We start from the raw sequence: 18,164 nt of genomic DNA on the forward strand, positions 1-18,164 counted from the left end.
GCTCGTCCCCGCTCGTCCCCGAAGGAGTCGACGATGACCCAGACCACCGCCACCCGTCTCGCGCCGCACGCCGACCGGCTGTTCCCCGCCGACCCGGCGGCCCGCCGGGTCGCCCGCACGGTGTACGACGCCGTCAAGGACGCCCCGATCATCTCGCCGCACGGGCACGTCGACGCGGCGACCATCGCCGCCGACCAGCCGTTCCCGGACCCGGCGGCACTGCTCGTCACGCCCGACCACTACGTGCTCCGGCTGCTGCACGCCAACGGCGTCCCGCTCGAGGCGCTCGGTCGCGACCCGCACCACCAGCCCGACGGCCGCTCGGTGTGGCGGCACCTGGCCGAGCACTGGGACGACTTCCTCGGCACCCCGGTGCGGTACTGGTTCGAGACGGAACTGCACGACGTCTTCGGCATGACGGAGCAGCCGTCGCGGCAGAACGCGGACGCCCAGTACGACCACCTCGCCGACCTGCTCACCACACCGGCCTTCCGCCCGCGCGCACTGTTCGACGCCTTCGGGATCGAGGTCCTCGCCACCACCGACGGCCCCGCCGACGACCTCGCCGCGCACGCGCAGCTCGCCGCCGACCCGAGCTTCACCGGCCGGGTGGTCCCCACCTTCCGCGCGGACGCCGTCTTCGACCCGTCGCGGTCGGACTGGAGGCACGTGGTCGCGGCCGTCGGACAGGCCGCCGGCATCGACACGGGCACCCACACAGGGCTGTTGGCAGCACTGCGCGCGCGTCGCCGCTCCTTCATCGAGCACGGCGCGACCGCCACGGACACCGGCGTGCTCGACGCCGGGTCCACGCCGCTGTCCGCCACCGAGCGCGAACGCATCCACGCCGCCGCGCTCCGCGGTGACGTCTCGACCGCGGAGGCCACCGCCTACCGCCACGACATGCTCTACCGCTGGGCCGAGATGAGCGTCGAGGACGGCCTCGTCATGCAGCTGCACCCCGGCATCATCCGGAACCACCACACGCCGACGCTCGAGCGCTTCGGGCCGGACACCGGGCACGACCTGCCCGCCGTCGGCGCGTTCACCACCCCGCTGCGCCCGCTGCTCGAGGCCTTCGGCACCGCACCCGGGTTCCACCTCGTGCTGTTCACCGTCGACGAGACGGTGTTCTCGCGTGAGATCGGGCCGCTCGCGGGCTTCTACCCCGCCGTCTACGCCGGTGCGCCCTGGTGGTTCATCGACACCCCGGCGGCGATCGGGCGCTACCGGTCGGCCGTCACCGACTCGGCGTCGTTCACCAAGACCTCGGGCTTCATCGACGACACCCGCGCCTACTGCTCGATCCCTGCGCGGCACGACATGGCCCGGCGCGCGGACGCGGCGTACCTGGCATCCCTCGTGGTCGCGCACGAGGTCAGCGAGGAGGACGCCGTCCGCACCGCGCAGCGCATCGTCTCGGACATCCCCCGCGCGACGTTCAAGCTGTAGCCCGCCGGACGACGGTGCGCCGGAACGCCGGTACGGTCGGACGATGGGCACCGACGTCACCGCCGCGTACGCCGCGCGGGCCAGCGAGTACGCGGAACACCTCGGGTCGATGGACCGTGTGCACGCCGACGACCGGCAGCACGTCACGGCGTGGGCCGCCGGCGCCGGCGAGCGGATCCTCGACGCCGGGTGCGGCCCCGGCCACTGGAGCGCGCACCTGGCGAACCGCGGCCACGCGGTGCTCGGCATCGACGCCGTGCCCTGGTTCGTCGACCACGCACAGCGCGTCCACGGCGGTGCCGGCGCGCACGGCGGCAGCGCCGCGTTCCGGGTCGGCTCCGTCGACGCACTCGACCTGCAGGACCGTACCGTGGACGGGGTCCTCGCCTGGTACTCGCTGATCCACCACGCCCCCGACCACCTCGCCGTCCCGCTCGCCGAGATCCGTCGGGTGCTCCGCCCCGGCGGGAGCCTGCTCGTCGGGTTCTTCGAGGGCCCGACGGTCGAGCCCTTCGACCACGCGGTGGTCGGCGCGCACCGGTGGTCGGTGCCGGCGATGGTGGACGTGCTCGTCGACCAGGGGTTCGACGTGCACGACACCCGCACCCGGACGGACGACGGTCAGCGCCCGCACGCCGCCGTCACGGCTGCCACCCGCGGGTGACGAGGCCGGTCTCGTAGGCGAAGACCACCAGCTGGGCCCGGTCCCGCGCGCCGAGCTTGATCATCGCGCGGGACACGTGCGTCTTCGTGGTGAGCGGGCTGATGAACAGGCGCGCGGCGATCTCGGCGTTCGTCATGCCGACCCCGACGAGCTGCATGACCTCGCGCTCGCGGTCGGTGAGCACCCCGAGCTCCGGCGCGAGCGACGCCGGCTTGGCGTGCGTCGCGTACGCCTCGACGAGGGAGCGGGTGGCGCGCGGTGAGAGCAGGGAATCGCCGGCGACGACGGTGCGGACGGCACGCAGGAGCTCCGCGGGCTCGGTGTCCTTGACGAGGAACCCCGCGGCACCGGCCCGGATCGCCTCGAAGACGTAGTCGTCCTGCTCGAAGGTCGTCAGGATCACGACGTGCAGCGCGTCGAGCTCGGGGTCCTCGCCGATCAGCCGGGTCGCGGTCAGGCCGTCGGTGCCCGGCATCCGGACGTCCATGAGGACGACGTCGGGGCGGAGGCTCCGGGCGAGCGCCACCGCAGCGTCACCGTCACCCGCCTCGCCGACCACTGCCATCCCCGGCTCGGCGTCGACGAGCGCGCGGAGCCCCGCCCGGACGAGCACCTGGTCGTCGACGAGCAGGACACGGATGTCGGTCATCTGGGGTCCTCCGTCAGCACGTCGGGCGTGCGGCCCGTGTCGGCCCCGCGGTCCGGGTCGGGCCCGCCGTCCGGGTCGGGCCCGCGGTCCGGGTAGGGTCCGCGGTCGGTGTCAGGCGAGCCGTCGGTCTGCGCCGGCAGCCGAGCGGCGACCCGCCAGCCGCCCTCCCGCGTCGGGCCGGCACGCAGTTCGCCGCCGACGGCCGAGGCCCGCTCGCGCATGCCGATGATGCCGTTGCCGGTGGACCCGATGCCCCTGGACCCCGTGGCGACCGACCCCGCGCCGACCGACCCCGTGGCACCGGCCGCGTCCGGCGGAGCGGTCGCGTCGCCGGCACGGGGACGGTCCTCGACCACCAGGTCGACGACGTCCGGCCCGACGACGACCGCCACCCGGACGGCGTGCCCGGGTGCGTGCTTCATGACGTTCGTGACGGACTCCTGCACGATGCGGAACGCACTGCGGCCACTGGTGCCCCGGACCGTCGTCGGGTCGCCGTCGACGTGCAGGACGATCTCGATCCCCGCCGCCCGCGCCCGGGACACCAGGTCGGGCAGACGGTCGAGACCCGGCACCGGATCACGGTCAGGGTCGTCGGGGTCGCCGTCGACCGACCGGAGCACCCCGAGGACCGTGCGCAGCTCGACCAGCGCCTGTCGGCTCGAGTCACGGATGTCGGTCAGGGCGTCACGCGTGGCCGTCGGGAGCTCGGTGCCGAGGTGCAGAGCCACCCCGGCCCGCAGGTTGATGAGGGACATGCTGTGGGCCACGGAGTCGTGCAGCTCGCGGGCGATGCGCACCCGTTCCTCGCCCGCACGGCGGCGTTCGGCGTCGGCTCGGGCGCGGCGTCGGTCGGCGACCCGTTCGGTGCGCACGCGGACGAGTTCGGACACCGCGATCGTCACCGTCAACCACGAGAGGGCGAGCAGGACCGTGCCGAGGTCGAGCACGGGGGAACGACCGAGCACGACGTCGGCGGTGGGCAGCGTCACGAGGGCGACCCCGGCGACGACCCAGACGGTGCGGCGGTGACCGCGCAACCACGCGTTCGCGATCGCCATCGTCAGCGCGGCGACGAACGGACCACGCGGCGAGACCACGACGGCGTACCCGACGGTCGTGACGAGGACCACGAGCAGGACCGCCCGCGGCCACCGCCAGCGCCCCGGCAGCACGACGACACCGCCGACGAGCAGGGCGAGGGCGAGGGGGCCGAGCACCACCGGGTCGACCGGCACCAGGTCGGTGTGCCGGGTCCAGGGCGGACCGCCCCGACCGCCGAACGGGATGCGGGACGCCACGAGGGTGCCGAGGACCTGCACGACGGCGACCGGCAGCACGCGCCCGGTGCGGGCGAAGCGCGGTCGACCCGTCGGCCGGGCCGGTGCCCGGTCGAGGTGGTCGGTGCGCTGTCCGGTGGTCATGCTCCGAGCCTAGGGTCGACCGCCGGCGCGGTCGTCCGGCCCGATGAGCACCTGTGGACTACTCCGTCGGGAGTACACCGGTGCAGGAAGAGTCCCCCGTGCACGACCGCGGGAGGACACCGGACTGCGGCTCAGGGGCGGACGCGGGACGGGCCTCCCGACCGGCAGGCTCGTCGTGTCGCGACCGCGGCACCGGAACCGACCACGGAGGTCACCATGTTCAGCACCATCACGGCAACCGCACTCACCTCGGCAGCGGCGCACGGCCCGCACTGGCAGGGCGGCGGGTTCCCCTTCTTCCTGTTCCCGGGGTTCGTCGTCCTGACGTTCCTCGTCGTGTTCCTCGTGTTCGGGGTGCTCCGTCGAGGCAGCTGGCGCGCACGGTCCGACGCACGCGGTGTGCTCGCCGACCGGTTCGCCCGCGGCGACATCGACGCCGAGGAGTACCGCTCCCGACTGTCCGAGCTCAGCCGGAAGTGACCGCGAGCGCGGCGGTGATCGCCCGGACCGTGTCGTCGACCGACCCGTCGATCGGCACGGCGACGGCGTGCTCGTCAGCCTCGGGCCGTTCGAGCGTCGCGAACTGCGAGTCGAGCAGCGACGCCGGCATGTACTCGTGGTGCCGGTGCGCCTGCCGGTCCGCGACGAGGTCGCGCGACCCGTCGAGGAACGCGATGACCAGGCCGGGCGCCGAGCGCCGCAGACGATCCCGGTAGACGCGCTTCAGTGCCGAGTTCGCCATCACGCAGCGCGAGCCGTCGGCCTCGACGGCCGCGATGCGTTCGGCGCAGGCGTCCAGCCAGGGCCAGCGGTCCTCGTCGGTGAGCGGGATGCCCTGCCGCATCTTCTCCTTGTTCGCGGCCGGGTGCAGGTCGTCGGCGTCCACGAAGACGCTCGGCTCGCCGCGCTCCGCGAGGGCGTCGGCGACGGCCTGCCCGATGGTCGACTTGCCGGAACCGGAGACACCCATCACGAGGACCGGCGGGAGGACAGCGCGCTCGTTCATCCCTCCACAGTATTGACCGGCCGTCCGGTCGTCCCCAGTTGCCGTCGCTCCTGTGCGGACCCAGGACCGGGATCGTAGGTTGGGGCCGAGACGTCAGGACGAAGGAGACGACGTGGCAGACAACGACGCAACCGAGCAGGACCCGAAGGCCAACATCGGGGTGATCGGTCTCGCGGTGATGGGTTCGAACCTCGCGCGGAACCTCGCCTCGCGCGAGGGCAACACGGTCGCGGTCTACAACCGCACGTACGCCCGCACCGAGGAACTCATGCAGGAGCACGGCGACGCCGGCTTCATCGCGTCCGAGGACATCGACGGCTTCGTCGCGTCCCTGACGAAGCCCCGAACCGCGATCATCATGGTGCAGGCCGGCAAGGGCACCGACGCCGTCATCGAGCAGCTCGCCGAGCGCTTCGAGGAGGGCGACATCATCGTGGACGGCGGCAACGCCAACTTCCACGACACCATCCGCCGCGAGCGCGACCTGCGCGAGAAGGGCCTCAACTTCGTCGGCACCGGCATCTCCGGCGGCGAAGAAGGGGCGCTCAAGGGCCCGTCGATCATGCCCGGTGGGTCCGACGAAGCCTGGGAGACGCTCGGCCCGATCCTGAAGTCGATCGCCGCCGTGGCCGAGGGCGAACCCTGCGTGACGCACGTCGGCACCGACGGCGCCGGCCACTTCGTCAAGATGGTGCACAACGGCATCGAGTACGCCGACATGCAGCTCATCGCGGAGTCCTACGACCTGCTCCGCCGCGTCGGAGGCCACTCCGTCGAGGACCTCGTGCAGGTCTTCCAGCAGTGGAACGAGGGCGACCTCGAGTCGTACCTGATCGAGATCACCGGTGAGGTGCTCAAGCAGCACGACCCGGAGACCGGCACGGCCCTGGTCGACGTCATCCGCGACGAGGCCGGGTCGAAGGGCACCGGCGTGTGGACCGTGCAGAACGCGGTCGGGCTCGGCGTCCCCGTCTCCGGCATCGGCGAGGCCGTCTTCGCACGAGCCGTGTCGTCGAAGCCAACGCAGCGTTCGGCCGTGCAGCGCGCGTTCCCCGACCGCCCCGAGATCGCAGCCGTCCCCGACGGGTTCGAGGACGACGTCCGCGCCGCCCTGTACGCGTCGAAGGTCGTCGCGTACGCGCAGGGGTTCGACCTCATCATCGCCGGTGCGAAGGAGTACGACTGGGACATCGACCTCGGTGACATGGCGAAGATCTGGCGTGGCGGCTGCATCATCCGCGCGCAGTTCCTCAACCGCATCGTCGAGGCCTACGACAAGAACCCGGAGCTCGAGAGCCTGCTCGTCGACCCGTACTTCGCCGACGCCGTGAAGGAGGGCGAGGCCGCGTGGCGTCGCATCGTCGGCATCGCGGCCGCATCGGGGATCCCGGCGCCCGGGTTCTCGTCGGCGCTGGCGTACTTCGACTCGCTCGCGTCCGAGCGGCTGCCCGCCGCGCTGATCCAGGGACTGCGCGACTTCTTCGGCGCGCACACCTACCAGCGCGTCGACAAGGACGGCACGTTCCACACGCTCTGGTCCGACGACGACCGGCGTGAGGTCGAGCAGGAGCCGTCGACGCACTGAGCGGGCTGTACACGGGGCGGGCGCTCGGCGAGGGCGTCTCGTGAGCAGGAGGCGTCGGGTCGCCTGACCCGGCGTCTCCTGCTCGTCCGGCCGGGCCGGGTCGTCCGGCCGGGCCGGATCATCTGGCAGGGCCGGGTCGCCTGGCAGGGCCGCGTCGTCTGGTCGTCCGGCCGGTCAGGTCGGGAACGTGTGGGGTGGGCGAGGCTCAGGCGACGATGCGCTCGCGCGCCAAGTCCGCGACGAGCCGGTCCAGACGGGGCCCGCGGCCGAGGAACCGGCGGGACCCCGGAGCCGATCGGACCAGGAACGTCGCCACCGCCGGGGCGTCGTCCGGCCGGACGTAGTGGATCGCGACCGCGCAGGCGCCGCGACCCCGGGTTCCGTGCACGTCCTCGAGCGCGATGTGCACCACGCGGCTCCACCGCACCACCAGCAGTCGGGTCGCCCGGCGTCCCTCGAGTTCCCACAGGGACGCCTCGGTCGCGCCGAAGGCCCAGGTCACGTGCTCGCTCAGGGTGACCTCGGGGCGCACCTCGGCGACGGCATCGCGGAGTTCCGCCGTCGGCGCCGCCGGGACGAGCCACACCGTCGGGTCGATGCGGCGCACGGCGAGCGCGAGCGAGTCGTCCGCCTGCCGCCGTCGCAGGGCCGCAGCCCGGATCACCGCGACCACGATGACCGTGACGCCGAGCGCGATCGCCGCGAGCTCGACGAAACCGAACCACGACAGGTCGGCGTGGGGCGCGGTCGAGATGACGACGACCCGCGTGACGAGCAGTGCCGCCCACACCCCGACGATCGTCCACCGCAGGGTCATCAGCCGACGCGCGGCCGACATCGGCGTGCGGTCACGGCGGCGGGCAGGACCGAAGCGCGGGACACGTTCGGGAGACCTCGACACAGGTCGATCCTCGCACGACCCGACTCGGAGCCGCTGGCCGGGGCCGGTGAACGACCGGGGAACCGGACGCACAGCGCACCAGCGGCCTGGCGACCTACGCTCCTCCGGTGAGCTCGCAACCGACGACCGCCAGCACGACGCGTCACCCCACCCTGTCCGCGGCCGGGGTCGGGCTCGTGTCCGCCGCGGCCTTCCTGGGCATCGCCGAGTTCGGCGCACTGCTCCTCGGTGGTGCGGGCAGCCCGCTCGTCGCGGTCGGTTCAGCCGTGATCGACCTGGCACCGGCCGGGGCGAAGGACCTGATGGTCACGCTGTTCGGCACCGGCGACAAGGTCGCGCTGTTCGCCCTGATGACCGTGATCGTCGCCGCGGTGAGCGCCGGCGCCGGCGTCCTCGAGCGCGCCCGACCGCCGTTCGGCGCGCTCGTGTTCGCAGCCGGCGGGGTCCTGGCGCTCCTCGCGGTGACCACGCGCTCCGGCAGCGGCACCCTCGACGGCGCCCCGACGGTCGTCGGCGTGGCCGCGGCGGTCATCGTGCTCCGGCTGCTGCTCCAGCGCCTCCGTCGGTGGGAGGCCGCTGCGCAGGTCCCCTCCGCGGCACCGCGACCGGCGTCGACCGAGCGACGCGCGTTCCTGGTCTGGGGTGTCGCGACCGCAGCGGTCGCGGTGGTGGTGGGCGGTGCCTCCCGGCTGGGGTCCTCCGCAATGCAGGCGGCCGCCGCTGCCCGACGGGCCATCCGGCTGCCCGCTGCGGCCACCGCCGCACCGGCTGTGCCGGCGGGCGCCTCCCTCGACGTCGACGGCATCTCGCCGTACATCACGCCGAACGCGGACTTCTACCGCATCGACACCGCGCTGCGGGTGCCGAACGTCGACCCCGCCGACTGGTCGCTGCGCATCCACGGCGCGGTGGAACGCGAGGTCACGCTCACCTGGGACGAGCTGCTCGCACTCCCGCTCGACGAGCACGTGGCCACGCTGAGCTGCGTGTCGAACGAGGTCGGCGGCGACCTCATCGGCACCGCACGGTGGCTCGGCTACCCGATCCGGGAGCTGCTGGCCCGGGCCCGCCCGACGGGCGACGCCGACATGGTGCTCTCCCGCAGCATCGACGGCTTCTCGGCCGGCACCCCGCTCGACGTGCTGCAGGACGACGGCACCGCGGCGCTGCTCGCCATCGGCATGAACGGCGAACCGCTGCCGACCGAACACGGGTTCCCGGTGCGGATGGTCGTCCCCGGGCTCTACGGCTACGTGTCGGCGACGAAGTGGGTGACCGAGCTCGAGGTCACCCGCTTCGCCGACGCCCAGGGGTACTGGACGCCGCGCGGCTGGTCCGAGCGCGGGCCGGTCAAGCTCGAGAGCCGGATCGACACCCCGCGCGCCGGCTCGACGGTCACGGCAGGCAAGGCCGTCGCCATCGCGGGTGTGGCGTGGCAGCCGCACACCGGTGTGAAGGGCGTGCAGGTGCGGGTCGACGGCGGCGACTGGCAGCAGGCGACGCTCGCCGACTCGGCCTCGGCGGACACCTGGCGGCAGTGGGTGCTGCGCTGGACGCCCGACTCCGGGTCGCACCGCATCGAGGTGCGGGCGACGAGCGCCGACGGCGAGGTGCAGACGAGCGTCGAGCGGCCGCCCGCTCCGAACGGGGCGACGGGGTGGCACTCGGTGGAGGTCTCGGCGAGGTAGGGGCGCGCTGTCGCGGTCCACGGTCTGTAGTCCGTGCGGTGCGTGCGTGTGGTGCGGTCGAGGTCGCGGGATGTGCGCTTCCGAGCGCGTCGGAGCGGCCGTTCGTGCGACCTCGACGGACGCGAGCGGCGGGTCGGCGACCTCGGTGCGCGTCGCCGCGACCGACCGATGAGCAACCGGGCTCCGCCGGCCGTCAGGCTCCGCCGGGCGTCGGGCTCCGTCAGGACGTCAGGCGGGCAGGGTCGCGACGACGCAGGTGCCGTCGACCTCGTCGTCGTGCTCGATCGTGGCGGCGAACCCGGCGTCGGCGAACACCGCCGCGGACGCCGACGACTGCGCCTCCGAGACCTCGATGACGACCGTGCCCCCGGGGCGGAGCCACTCCCCCGCGCCCGTGGCGATGCGGCGGTGCAGGTCGAGCCCGTCCTCGCCGCCGTCCAGCGCGACGCGGTGCTCGTGGTCGCGCGCCTCGACGGGCATCGTGGCGATCGACGCCGAGGGCACGTAGGGTGCGTTGACCGCGATCACGTCGACCGCGCCGCGGAACCGGTCGGGCAGCGGAGCGAACAGGTCGCCCCGGACGACGATGCCCCGGTCGCCGACGTTCTCGGCCGCCACGTCGACGGCGTCCGGGTCGATGTCCGTCGCGACGAGGTCGAGCGCTCCGACCCGGCCGAACAGCGCCACGGCGATCGCACCCGCGCCGCAGCACAGGTCGACCACGCGGTCGTAGCGCTGCAGACGACGAGCGGCTTGCTCGACCACGACGGCCGTGCGCGCCCGCGGGACGAACACACCGGGCGTCACGCGGATGCGGTGGCCGTCGAAGGCGGCCCATCCGAGCACGTACTCGAGCGGCTCACCGGCGAGCCGGCGTTGCACGAGGGCACGGAGTCGCGTCGGCTCGCCGTCGCCGGCCTCGAGCAGCAGGTCGGCCTCGTCCTCGGCGAAGACGCTCCCCGCAGCCCGGAGCCGGGTCGCGAGGGCGTCGCGCGCCGGTGAGGTCAAGCGGCGCCGTCGAACATCGACGTGACCGAACCGTCGTCGAAGACCTCGTGGATGGCCCGGGCGATGAGCGGGGCGATCGGCAGGACCTCGAGGCGGTCCCAGCGCTTCTCCTCCGGCAGGGGCAGGGTGTCGGTCACGACCACCCGGTCGATGAACTCGCTCTGCAGCAGCTCGGTGGCCGGGTCGGAGAAGACCGCGTGGGTCGCCGCGACGACGACGCCCGTGGCACCGGCGGCCTTGAGGGCCTCGGCGGCCTTGGCGATCGTGCGACCGGTGTCGATGAGGTCGTCGACGAGCAGGCAGACGCGCCCGCTGACGTCACCGACGATCTCGTGCACCGACACCTGGTTCGGCACGAGCGGGTCGCGACGCTTGTGGATGATGGCGAGCGGTGCGCCGAGCTTCTCCGACCAGATGTCGGCGACGCGGACACGACCCATGTCCGGCGAGACGACGGTCAGGGTCTCCGGGTCGAGCGTCTCGCGGAAGCGCTCGAGCAGCACCGGCATGGCGAAGAGATGGTCGACCGGGCCGTCGAAGAAGCCCTGGATCTGTGCGGCGTGCAGGTCGACGCTCATGATCCGGTGGGCACCGGCCGCCTTGAACAGGTCGGCGACGAGTCGGGCCGAGATCGGCTCGCGGCCGCGGCCCTTCTTGTCCTGTCGGGCGTACGGGTAGAACGGCGCGACGACCGTGATGCGCTTCGCCGAGGCACGCTTCAGGGCGTCGACCATGATGAGCTGCTCCATGAGCCACTCGTTGATGGGCGCCGTGTGCGACTGGATGACGAAGGCGTCACAGCCGCGCACCGACTCGTCGAAGCGCGCGTACAGCTCGCCGTTCGCGAAGGTGCGGGCGTCCGTCGGGACGAGCTCGACGCCGAGCTCGTCCGCGATCTCGGCAGAGAGCGCCGGGTGTGCTCGCCCTGAGACGAGGACGAGTCGTTTCTGGCCGGTTGTCTTGATTCCGGACAAGTGCGGTGCTCACTCCCTGACCCGCGTGGGGTCGATGTCGACGACCGGTGGTCGCCAGGATCTATTCGCCGTTCGCGAGCCGAGCTGCCTCGGCCGCCGGTGTGCAGGGCCGGTGTTCCGCGACCCATCCGTCGGTGTTGCGCTGCGGGGCGTAGCTGATCGCGAGCGATCCGGCCGGGACGTCCTTGCGAACGGTCGTTCCGGCACCCGTGTACGCGCCGTCACCAATCCTAACCGGGGCGACGAACACGTTGTGCGAGCCGGTGCGGACGTTCGAGCCCACCTCGGTGCGGTGCTTGTGCACGCCGTCGTAGTTCGCGGTGATCGTGTTCGCGCCGATGTTCGAGTCCTCGCCCACCTCGGCGTCGCCGATGTAGGACAGGTGCGGGACCTTGCTGCCCCGGCCGATCGTCGCGTTCTTCGTCTCGACGAACGTGCCGATCTTGCCGTCGTCGCCGAGGATCGTGCCCGGGCGCAGGTAGGCGAACGGGCCGACCGAGGCGCCGTCCCCGATCACCGCGAGGGTGGCGTCGACGCGGTTCACGGTGGCGCGGGCGCCGACCTCGGTGTCGCGGAGCGTGGTGTCGGGTCCGACGACGGCACCGGCGGCGATCGCGGTGGCACCGATGAGCTGGGTACCCGGCAGGACCTCGGCGTCGGGCTCGATGGTGACGTCGAGGTCGATCCACGTCGTCGCGGGGTCCTGCACGCTGACACCGGCGAGCTGATGCCGGCGGACGATGCGGGCGTTGAGTTCGCGCGCGGCGTCGGAGAGCTGCGCGCGGTCGTTGATGCCGGCGACGAGCCACTGGTCGGTGAGCGTGACGACGTCGATGATGCCGCCCCGACCGGCGATGAGCGTCGGCGCGTCGGTGATGTACTTCTCGCCCTGGGCGTTGGCGGTGGTGAGTGCGGGCAGCACGGCCCGCAGGTGCGCGGCGTCGAAGGCGTAGATGCCGGCGTTCGTCTCGGTGATCGTGAGCTGTTCGGCCGAGGCGTCCTTGTGCTCGACCACCCCGACGAAGGCGCCGGAGTCGTCACGCACGACACGGCCGAGGCCTGTCGGGTCGGGAGCGATCGCGCTGACGAGGGTCACGGCGTTCGCGGCACCGACGTGGGCGTCGACGAGCAGACGGAGCGACGCCGCGTCGAGCAGCGGGACGTCGCCGGACAGCACCACGACGGCTCCGTCGAAGTCGGCCGGCAGGGCTCCCAGCGCCACCTCGACCGCACGGCCGGTACCGGGGACGTCGTCCTGGTCGACCACGATCGCGTCGGGTGCACGCTCGACGACCTCGGCGGCCACGCGGTCACGCTCGTGCCGCACGACGACGGCGACGTGCTCAGGGCTGAGCGAGGACGCCGTCCGCAGCACGTGCCCGATGAGGGGCAGCCCGGCGAGCCGGTGCAGCACCTTGGGCGTGGACGACTTCATGCGCGTGCCCTGCCCGGCGGCGAGGACGACGACGGCGATGCGCTGGTCGGTCATGGGTCCATCCTGGCGCACCACGGGCCGCGACGCCTGACGGGCACGGTCACCCGTGGACAGTGCTCGGCGATCGGGCACCTGTGGAGGAGTCCCCGTGACTGATCTCCACCGACGTTCCGTCCCATTGCACGTGGAATCGGAAGCAGGATCGCGCGTAGGTGGTCGGAAGGAACGGCCTCCTACGCGCGGAACGACTCACCACGCGCGGAACGACTCACCACGCGCGAAACAGCACCCCCGCGCAACAGCACCCCGCCCCCCCTACGCCCGCTCGCGGCGCACGACCGCCATGAGCACGAGACCGGCGAGCAGGACCACGACGATGCCGAGGATGCCGAAGCGCGTCGAGCCGCCGATCGTCACCGCGACGCCGAACAGGGCCGGTGCCAGGAACGAGGCCGCGCGACCGGTGGTGGCGTAGAGGCCGAAGAGCTCGCCCTCACGGCCGGGCGTCGTCAGCCGTGCCAGGTACGCCCGGGACGACGCCTGCACCGGCCCGACGAAGAGCGCGAGCGTCAGGCCGAGCACCCAGAAGAGCTCGGTGCGGTCGCCGGCCGCGAAGACCCCGATGCCGCAGGCCGCGAGCCCGACGAGGGAGACCGTGATGATCGCCCGCGAGCCGAACCGGTCGTCGAGGCGCCCCGAGACGAAGGTGGCGACGCCGGCGACGACGTTCGCCGCGATGGCGAAGAGGATGACCTGCGACGCGCTGAACCCGAAGACCTGCGCGGCGACGATCCCGCCGAAGGTGAAGACCGCACCGACGCCGTCGCGGAAGACGGCGCTCGCGAGCAGGAACGCCAGCACGTTCCGCCGCTCCCGCCAGAGCCGGGCGACGTCACGGCCGAGGTCCGCGTAGGCGCCGAACAGCCCGCCGGACCGTGCGGGGCCGGGTGCGGCCTCCGGCACGACCACGAAGAGCGGGATCGAGCTGACGGCCAGCCACACCGCGGCGATGCCGATCGCGACGCGGACGTCCCACTGGCCGGTCGCGACGGTGGCGGGGAGCTGCAGCAGCCCGCCGACGACCCCGTCGCCGCGGAAGTCCTGGATGCACAGCACGAGCAGCAGCACGAGCAGGACGATGCCGCCGAAGTACCCGGCGGCCCACCCGATGGCGGAGACCCGTCCCGTACGCCCGCCGGATGCGATCTGCCCGAGCATGGCGTTGTAGCCCACGCTCGCGATCTCGAACGCCACGGTGCCGATGCCGAGCAGGGCCGCGCCGAGCAGCAGGTACGGCTGGCTCGGTGCGACGAAGACCATGCCGCCGATGGACAGCGCGATGCCGATCGTCGCGATGAGGACCGACCGTCGGCGGTGACCGGACGAGTCCGCGAGGCGTCCGACCGCGGGCGCGACGAGCGCGACGACGATGCCGGCGACGGTCAGCGCGGTCGAGACGACGGCGGCGTTGTGCGCGAGCTCCCGCTCCACGACCGCCTTGCCCGCTGCGGACGTGTCCCCGACGAGCGCCGGGTCGACGAACGCCCGGCTCGCCAGGTACGTGCTGAAGACGAAGGTGGTGACGACCGCGTTGAACGCCGCCGAGCCCCAGTCCCAGAGCGCCCAGGACACGAGTGCGCGGCGGTCGGTGCGCGACGGTGCGACGGCGGCCGGTGAAGCGGTCATGCGCGAACCGTAGCGCGTCCTCGTGACGCACCGGTGGCCCCGTTCCGGGTCACGTGTCGGAACGGGAGGCCCGTGGCGGCCTGGCCACGGGCCTCCCGTCCGTCTCGTGGGCGCGTCGGGTGCCGCCCGCTCAGTCGGGGACGCCGCCGGGGTAGACGACGGACTTGAGCGACTCCGGGTCGGTGTCGCTCTCGAGGGCGTCGCGGACGTCGTCGAGCCCGAAGCGGCCGGTGACGAGCGAGTCGAGGTCGACCTGCCCGGACGCGACCAGCTCGATCGCGACCGGCCAGGTGTTCGTGTACCGGAAGATCCCGGTGACCGTGACCTCGAGGTTCTGGATGTGCTCGACCGGCAGCGTCATCTCGGAGTTGCCGAGCCCGACCAGCACCGCGGCACCCGCCGGGCCGACCGCCTTGATGCCGTCCGACACCGCGCGGGGTGCACCGCTGGCGTCGATGAACGCGTCCACGGGGACGATGTCGGACGCGACGGACACGGCGGTCGGGTCGACGACCTCGGTCGCGCCGTACGACAGCGCCCGCTCACGACGCTCCGGCACGAGGTCGCTGACGACGATGCGCGACGCGCCGAAGGCCTTCGCGACCTGCGCGCAGATGATGCCGATCGGACCGGCACCGGCGATCAGCACCGACGACCCGGGGACGATGCCGGCCTTGCGGACGGCGGCGATGCCGACGGACAGGGGTTCCAGGAGCGCGCCGGCCTCGAACGAGACGGTGTCGGGCAGGACGTGCGCGAACTCGGCCTCGATGGTGACGAACTCGGTGAAGGCGCCGTCGACCGGCGGCGTCGCGTAGAAGCGCATGTGCGGGCAGAGGTTGTACCGACCGGCCAGGCACTGCGCGCAGCGGTGGCAGGGACGCTGCGGCTCGATGGCGACGCGCTCCCCCACACGTGCCGGGTCGACGCCGTCACCGACCGCGGTGATCGTGCCGGAGAGCTCGTGGCCGAGCACGAGGGGTTCCTCGACGACGAAGTCGCCGATCTTCCCGTGCCGGTAGTAGTGCACGTCGGAACCGCACACGCCGACGGCGGCGACGCGGACGAGCACGTCGCCCGGGGCGACCTCGGGGACGGGGCGGTCCTCGACGGTCAGGTCCTGGGTGCCGAGCAGCACGCTCACGCGCTGACGCTGGATGGAGGTCATGCGGTCCTCGTTTCCCCGACCGCGTCGACGCGGTCGGACGTTCGGGTGGTGGGGGTGGCCGGTACCGCGAGGGCGATCCGGTCCGGGTCGCGCAGCAGGTCGCCGAACGCGATCTCGGCGGCTCCGTGCACGAGCACGTCGGGCCCGAGCGCGGCCGGCACGATGCGGAGCCGGTCGGCGGTCCCGGTCATCGACTGGGCGCGCACGTCGTCGAGGATGCGGTCCCCGACGTGGTCGAGCAGCACGCCGAGGAACCCGCCGAGCACGACCATCGTGGGGTTCACGGTGTGGATCGCGTTGCGGAGCGCCGTGGCGAGGGCGGCCACCTGCCGGTCGACGACCCGTTCGACGTCGGGCCGGCCCTCGGCGAGCGCGGCGGCGAGGGCGACGAGGTCGTCCGGAGCGGTCCCGGCCGCGGTCGCCAGGTCGTCCCGGGACGCCTCGGTCTCCAGGCAGCCGACCGCGCCGCAGTGGCACCGGATGCCGTTGGCCGCGACGAAGGTGTGCCCGAGTTCGCCCGCGTAGCCGTCGGCGCCGCTGAGCGGTCGGCCGGCGGTGATCACCCCGCCGCCGATGCCGCTCGCGCCGCCGTTGAGGTACACGAGGTCGTCGACGCCCCGGCCGCTGCCGGCCAGCCGTTCCGCCCACGCCCCGAGGTTGGCGTCGTTCGCGGCCCGGACCGGCAGCCCGGTCCGTTCGGCGAGGGGTCCGGCGAGCGGCGCGTCGGTCCAGCCGAGGTGCGGGGCGTCCTGCACGGTGCCGTCCTCGACCCGGACGGTGCCGGGCACGGCGACGCCGACGCCGACGAGCCGGAGGCCTGCCGGAGCGGACGCTCCGGGTGCTCCGGAACCGGTGGGGCGGAGTCGGTCGAGCAGCGCGGCGACGGTCTCGACCGCCTCGTCCGGCGTGGGCGGGCGGTGTTGCGGTTCGACCGAGCGGCTCCGCACGGTGCCGTCGAGCCCGACGAGGGCGACCGACACGGCGTCGACCTCGACCGTGACCGCGGCCGCGACGACGTCCGGGGCGGCCCGGACGACGGGACTCGGCCGCCCCACGCCGGTGCCCGCCCCAGCGGTGGGAAGGTCCTCGTGCAGGAGCCCGCGGTCGACCAGTTCACCGACGAGCGCGAGGGTGGTGGAGCGGTTCAGGCCGGTCCGTCGGGTGACCTCGGCGCGGGTGATCGGACCTTCCTCGTGCACGAGCCGGAGCACCCGCGCGGCGTTGCTCGGCGCGGGCGAGGGCGCGGGCGAAGGCGAAGGGGCGGGCACGGGTGCGGCGCCCGGTGTCGCGGCGGTCGTGCTCGTCATCGGTCCCTCGTCGTGGTCGGTGGTGGATGGTGGATGGTGGCGGCCCGGAGCCTGCACCCGGAGCCCACAGTCTGCGCCCGGGGTCCAGGGTCCGGGGCCCGTCCCGCGGCGGACCCCGCCCGGCGCCGCGGACGCGCGGCCCCGCCCCACTCAGCGTGAGCGGCTGAACGCGGCGTCGAACGCGGCCTCGGGCGGCGCGATGGTGCCGAGCCGCCGCACGAACGCCAGCGCCTCGGGCCCGCCGACGAGCCGGTCCATGCCGGCGTCCTCCCACTCGACGCTGGTCGGGCCGGCGTACCCGATGTGGTTGAGCACGCGGAAGACCCGCTCCCACGGCACGTCCCCGTGGCCGGCGGTGACGAAGTCCCACCCGCGCCGGGGGTCGCCCCACGGCAGGTGCGAGGACAGTCGCCCGTTGCGGCCGTCGAGCTGCTTCACCGACTCCTTGCAGTGCACGTGGTACACCCGCTCGGCGAAGTCGAGCAGGAACGCGGCGGGGTCGAGGTCCTGCCAGACGAAGTGCGACGGGTCGAAGTTGAACCCGAACGCCGGCCGGTCCGCGAAGACGTCCAACGCCCGACGAGCGGTCCAGTAGTCGTACGCGATCTCGGACGGGTGCACCTCGAGCGCGAAGCGGACCCCGACCTCCTCGAAGACGTCGAGGATCGGCGACCAACGGTCGTGGAAGTCCTGGTACCCGGCGTCGATCATCGACGGCGGTACGGGCGGGAAGCCGGCGACGGTCTTCCAGATCGACGAGCCGGAGAAGCCGGTGACGGTGTCGACGCCGAGGGCGGCAGCGGCACGGGCGGTCCACTGCAGTTCCTCGGCCGCACGCTGCCGCACGCCCTCGGGGTCGCCGTCGCCCCACACGTGCGGGGCGAGGATGTCCTCGTGCCGCTGGTCGATGGGGTCGTCGCACACGGCCTGGCCGGTCAAGTGGTTCGCGATGGTCCACACCCGCAGGCCGTTGCGCTCCAGGATCGCCAGCCGGTCGGCCACGTACGCCGGGTCCGTCGCGGCGCGCCGGACGTCCAGGTGGTCGCCCCAGCAGGCGATCTCGAGCCCGTCGTAGCCCCACTCGCCGGCGAGCCGGGCGACCTCCTCGAAGGGCAGGTCGGCCCACTGGCCGGTGAACAGGGTGACCGGCCGGGAGGCCCGGGTCGTCTCCGTCGTGTCGCTCGCGTCCGTCGTCGTCATCGTCGTCGTCCTTCCTC

At 73.2% G+C, this 18,164-nt stretch carries 16 protein-coding genes; 5 read left to right on the forward strand and 11 right to left on the reverse strand.

Translation table 11 applies throughout. The features are described 5' to 3' along the window. The first annotated feature begins 33 nt into the window (after positions 1–33). Complete coding sequence (gene uxaC / locus BIU94_RS01030) at positions 34–1,452, forward strand: glucuronate isomerase (protein WP_071253451.1); 1,419 nt, start codon at positions 34–36, stop codon at positions 1,450–1,452. Between the two features lie 43 nt (positions 1,453–1,495). After that, positions 1,496–2,116, forward strand: coding sequence for a class I SAM-dependent methyltransferase (locus BIU94_RS01035; protein WP_071253296.1), 621 nt, complete (start codon positions 1,496–1,498; stop codon positions 2,114–2,116). Here BIU94_RS01035 and BIU94_RS01040 read toward each other — a convergent pair. Together BIU94_RS01040 and BIU94_RS01045 are read right to left on the reverse strand one after the other, a co-directional pair. Beyond that, entirely contained in the window at positions 2,094–2,765 is a 672-nt protein-coding gene (locus tag BIU94_RS01040; RefSeq protein ID WP_071253298.1) for a response regulator transcription factor, read from the reverse strand. The genes BIU94_RS01035 and BIU94_RS01040 overlap by 23 nt on opposite strands. Continuing rightward, positions 2,762–4,189 (reverse strand): sensor histidine kinase, encoded by a 1,428-nt coding sequence (locus BIU94_RS01045; protein WP_071253300.1) that lies wholly within the window; start codon positions 4,187–4,189, stop codon positions 2,762–2,764. The genes BIU94_RS01040 and BIU94_RS01045 overlap by 4 nt, the downstream gene beginning before the upstream one ends. Positions 4,190–4,405: 216 nt before the next feature. Here BIU94_RS01045 and BIU94_RS01050 point away from each other — a divergent pair, with 216 nt between their 5' ends. Further along, positions 4,406–4,669 carry a hypothetical protein gene (locus tag BIU94_RS01050; RefSeq protein WP_071253302.1) on the forward strand — a complete coding sequence of 88 codons (264 nt, stop codon included), beginning with the start codon at positions 4,406–4,408 and terminating at the stop codon, positions 4,667–4,669. On the opposite strand, the gene BIU94_RS01055 is transcribed toward BIU94_RS01050, so the two are convergent. Next, positions 4,656–5,195: a gluconokinase gene (locus tag BIU94_RS01055; protein WP_071253304.1), complete on the reverse strand. Its 540-nt coding sequence runs from the start codon at positions 5,193–5,195 to the stop codon at positions 4,656–4,658. The two genes, BIU94_RS01050 and BIU94_RS01055, sit on opposite strands and share 14 nt — an antisense overlap. Positions 5,196–5,307: 112 nt before the next feature. On the opposite strand from BIU94_RS01055, the gene gndA reads away from it, so the two are divergent. Then, positions 5,308–6,780, forward strand: coding sequence for an NADP-dependent phosphogluconate dehydrogenase (gene gndA / locus BIU94_RS01060; RefSeq protein WP_083404502.1), 1,473 nt, complete (start codon positions 5,308–5,310; stop codon positions 6,778–6,780). A gap of 205 nt (positions 6,781–6,985) precedes the next feature. On the opposite strand, the gene BIU94_RS01065 is transcribed toward gndA, so the two are convergent. Next, a complete protein-coding gene (locus BIU94_RS01065) occupies positions 6,986–7,681 on the reverse strand; it encodes a hypothetical protein (RefSeq protein WP_139196213.1) in 696 nt (231 codons plus the stop codon). A gap of 107 nt (positions 7,682–7,788) precedes the next feature. Between BIU94_RS01065 and BIU94_RS01070 the strand changes: the two genes are divergently transcribed. Beyond that, complete coding sequence (locus BIU94_RS01070; RefSeq protein ID WP_139196215.1) at positions 7,789–9,369, forward strand: molybdopterin-dependent oxidoreductase; 1,581 nt, start codon at positions 7,789–7,791, stop codon at positions 9,367–9,369. Positions 9,370–9,597: 228 nt separating this feature from the next. On the opposite strand, the gene BIU94_RS01075 is transcribed toward BIU94_RS01070, so the two are convergent. From BIU94_RS01075 to BIU94_RS01105, 7 genes are all read right to left on the reverse strand, one after another. After that, positions 9,598–10,377 (reverse strand): putative protein N(5)-glutamine methyltransferase, encoded by a 780-nt coding sequence (locus BIU94_RS01075; RefSeq protein WP_071253309.1) that lies wholly within the window; start codon positions 10,375–10,377, stop codon positions 9,598–9,600. After that, positions 10,374–11,351, reverse strand: a complete 978-nt coding sequence (locus BIU94_RS01080; protein WP_071253312.1) for a ribose-phosphate diphosphokinase — start codon at positions 11,349–11,351, stop codon at positions 10,374–10,376. Before BIU94_RS01080 ends, BIU94_RS01075 begins: the two co-directional genes overlap by 4 nt. Positions 11,352–11,412: 61 nt before the next feature. Further along, on the reverse strand, positions 11,413–12,840 hold the full coding sequence (gene glmU / locus BIU94_RS01085) for a bifunctional UDP-N-acetylglucosamine diphosphorylase/glucosamine-1-phosphate N-acetyltransferase GlmU (RefSeq protein WP_071253314.1): 1,428 nt from the start codon (positions 12,838–12,840) through the stop codon (positions 11,413–11,415). A gap of 261 nt (positions 12,841–13,101) precedes the next feature. Then, positions 13,102–14,472, reverse strand: a complete 1,371-nt coding sequence (locus tag BIU94_RS01090) for an MFS transporter (RefSeq protein ID WP_071253316.1) — start codon at positions 14,470–14,472, stop codon at positions 13,102–13,104. Positions 14,473–14,602: 130 nt separating this feature from the next. After that, on the reverse strand, positions 14,603–15,640 hold the full coding sequence (locus BIU94_RS01095) for an NAD(P)-dependent alcohol dehydrogenase (protein ID WP_071253318.1): 1,038 nt from the start codon (positions 15,638–15,640) through the stop codon (positions 14,603–14,605). Beyond that, the gene (locus BIU94_RS01100) at positions 15,637–16,947 is read right to left on the reverse strand and encodes an ROK family transcriptional regulator (protein ID WP_083404504.1); all 1,311 of its coding nucleotides are present in this window, start codon (positions 16,945–16,947) and stop codon (positions 15,637–15,639) included. The genes BIU94_RS01095 and BIU94_RS01100 overlap by 4 nt, the downstream gene beginning before the upstream one ends. A gap of 150 nt (positions 16,948–17,097) precedes the next feature. Further along, a complete protein-coding gene (locus BIU94_RS01105) occupies positions 17,098–18,147 on the reverse strand; it encodes a sugar phosphate isomerase/epimerase (RefSeq protein WP_071253320.1) in 1,050 nt (349 codons plus the stop codon). Positions 18,148–18,164 lie beyond the last annotated feature (17 nt).

This window comes from Curtobacterium sp. MMLR14_006 (assembly GCF_001864985.1).
In the GTDB taxonomy this organism is placed as follows: domain Bacteria; phylum Actinomycetota; class Actinomycetes; order Actinomycetales; family Microbacteriaceae; genus Curtobacterium.

Excerpts from the sequence above, each read along its gene's own strand:
- uxaC (WP_071253451.1), top strand. The coding sequence starts at position 34 with ATGACCCAGACCACCGCCACCCGTCTCGCGCCGCACGCCGACCGGCTG.
- BIU94_RS01035 (WP_071253296.1), top strand. The coding sequence starts at position 1,496 with ATGGGCACCGACGTCACCGCCGCGTACGCCGCGCGGGCCAGCGAGTAC.
- BIU94_RS01040 (WP_071253298.1), bottom strand. The coding sequence starts at position 2,765 with ATGACCGACATCCGTGTCCTGCTCGTCGACGACCAGGTGCTCGTCCGG.
- BIU94_RS01045 (WP_071253300.1), bottom strand. The coding sequence starts at position 4,189 with ATGACCACCGGACAGCGCACCGACCACCTCGACCGGGCACCGGCCCGG.
- BIU94_RS01050 (WP_071253302.1), top strand. The coding sequence starts at position 4,406 with ATGTTCAGCACCATCACGGCAACCGCACTCACCTCGGCAGCGGCGCAC.
- BIU94_RS01055 (WP_071253304.1), bottom strand. The coding sequence starts at position 5,195 with ATGAACGAGCGCGCTGTCCTCCCGCCGGTCCTCGTGATGGGTGTCTCC.
- glmU (WP_071253314.1), bottom strand. The coding sequence starts at position 12,840 with ATGACCGACCAGCGCATCGCCGTCGTCGTCCTCGCCGCCGGGCAGGGC.
- BIU94_RS01090 (WP_071253316.1), bottom strand. The coding sequence starts at position 14,472 with ATGACCGCTTCACCGGCCGCCGTCGCACCGTCGCGCACCGACCGCCGC.
- BIU94_RS01095 (WP_071253318.1), bottom strand. The coding sequence starts at position 15,640 with ATGACCTCCATCCAGCGTCAGCGCGTGAGCGTGCTGCTCGGCACCCAG.
- BIU94_RS01100 (WP_083404504.1), bottom strand. The coding sequence starts at position 16,947 with ATGACGAGCACGACCGCCGCGACACCGGGCGCCGCACCCGTGCCCGCC.
- BIU94_RS01105 (WP_071253320.1), bottom strand. The coding sequence starts at position 18,147 with ATGACGACGACGGACGCGAGCGACACGACGGAGACGACCCGGGCCTCC.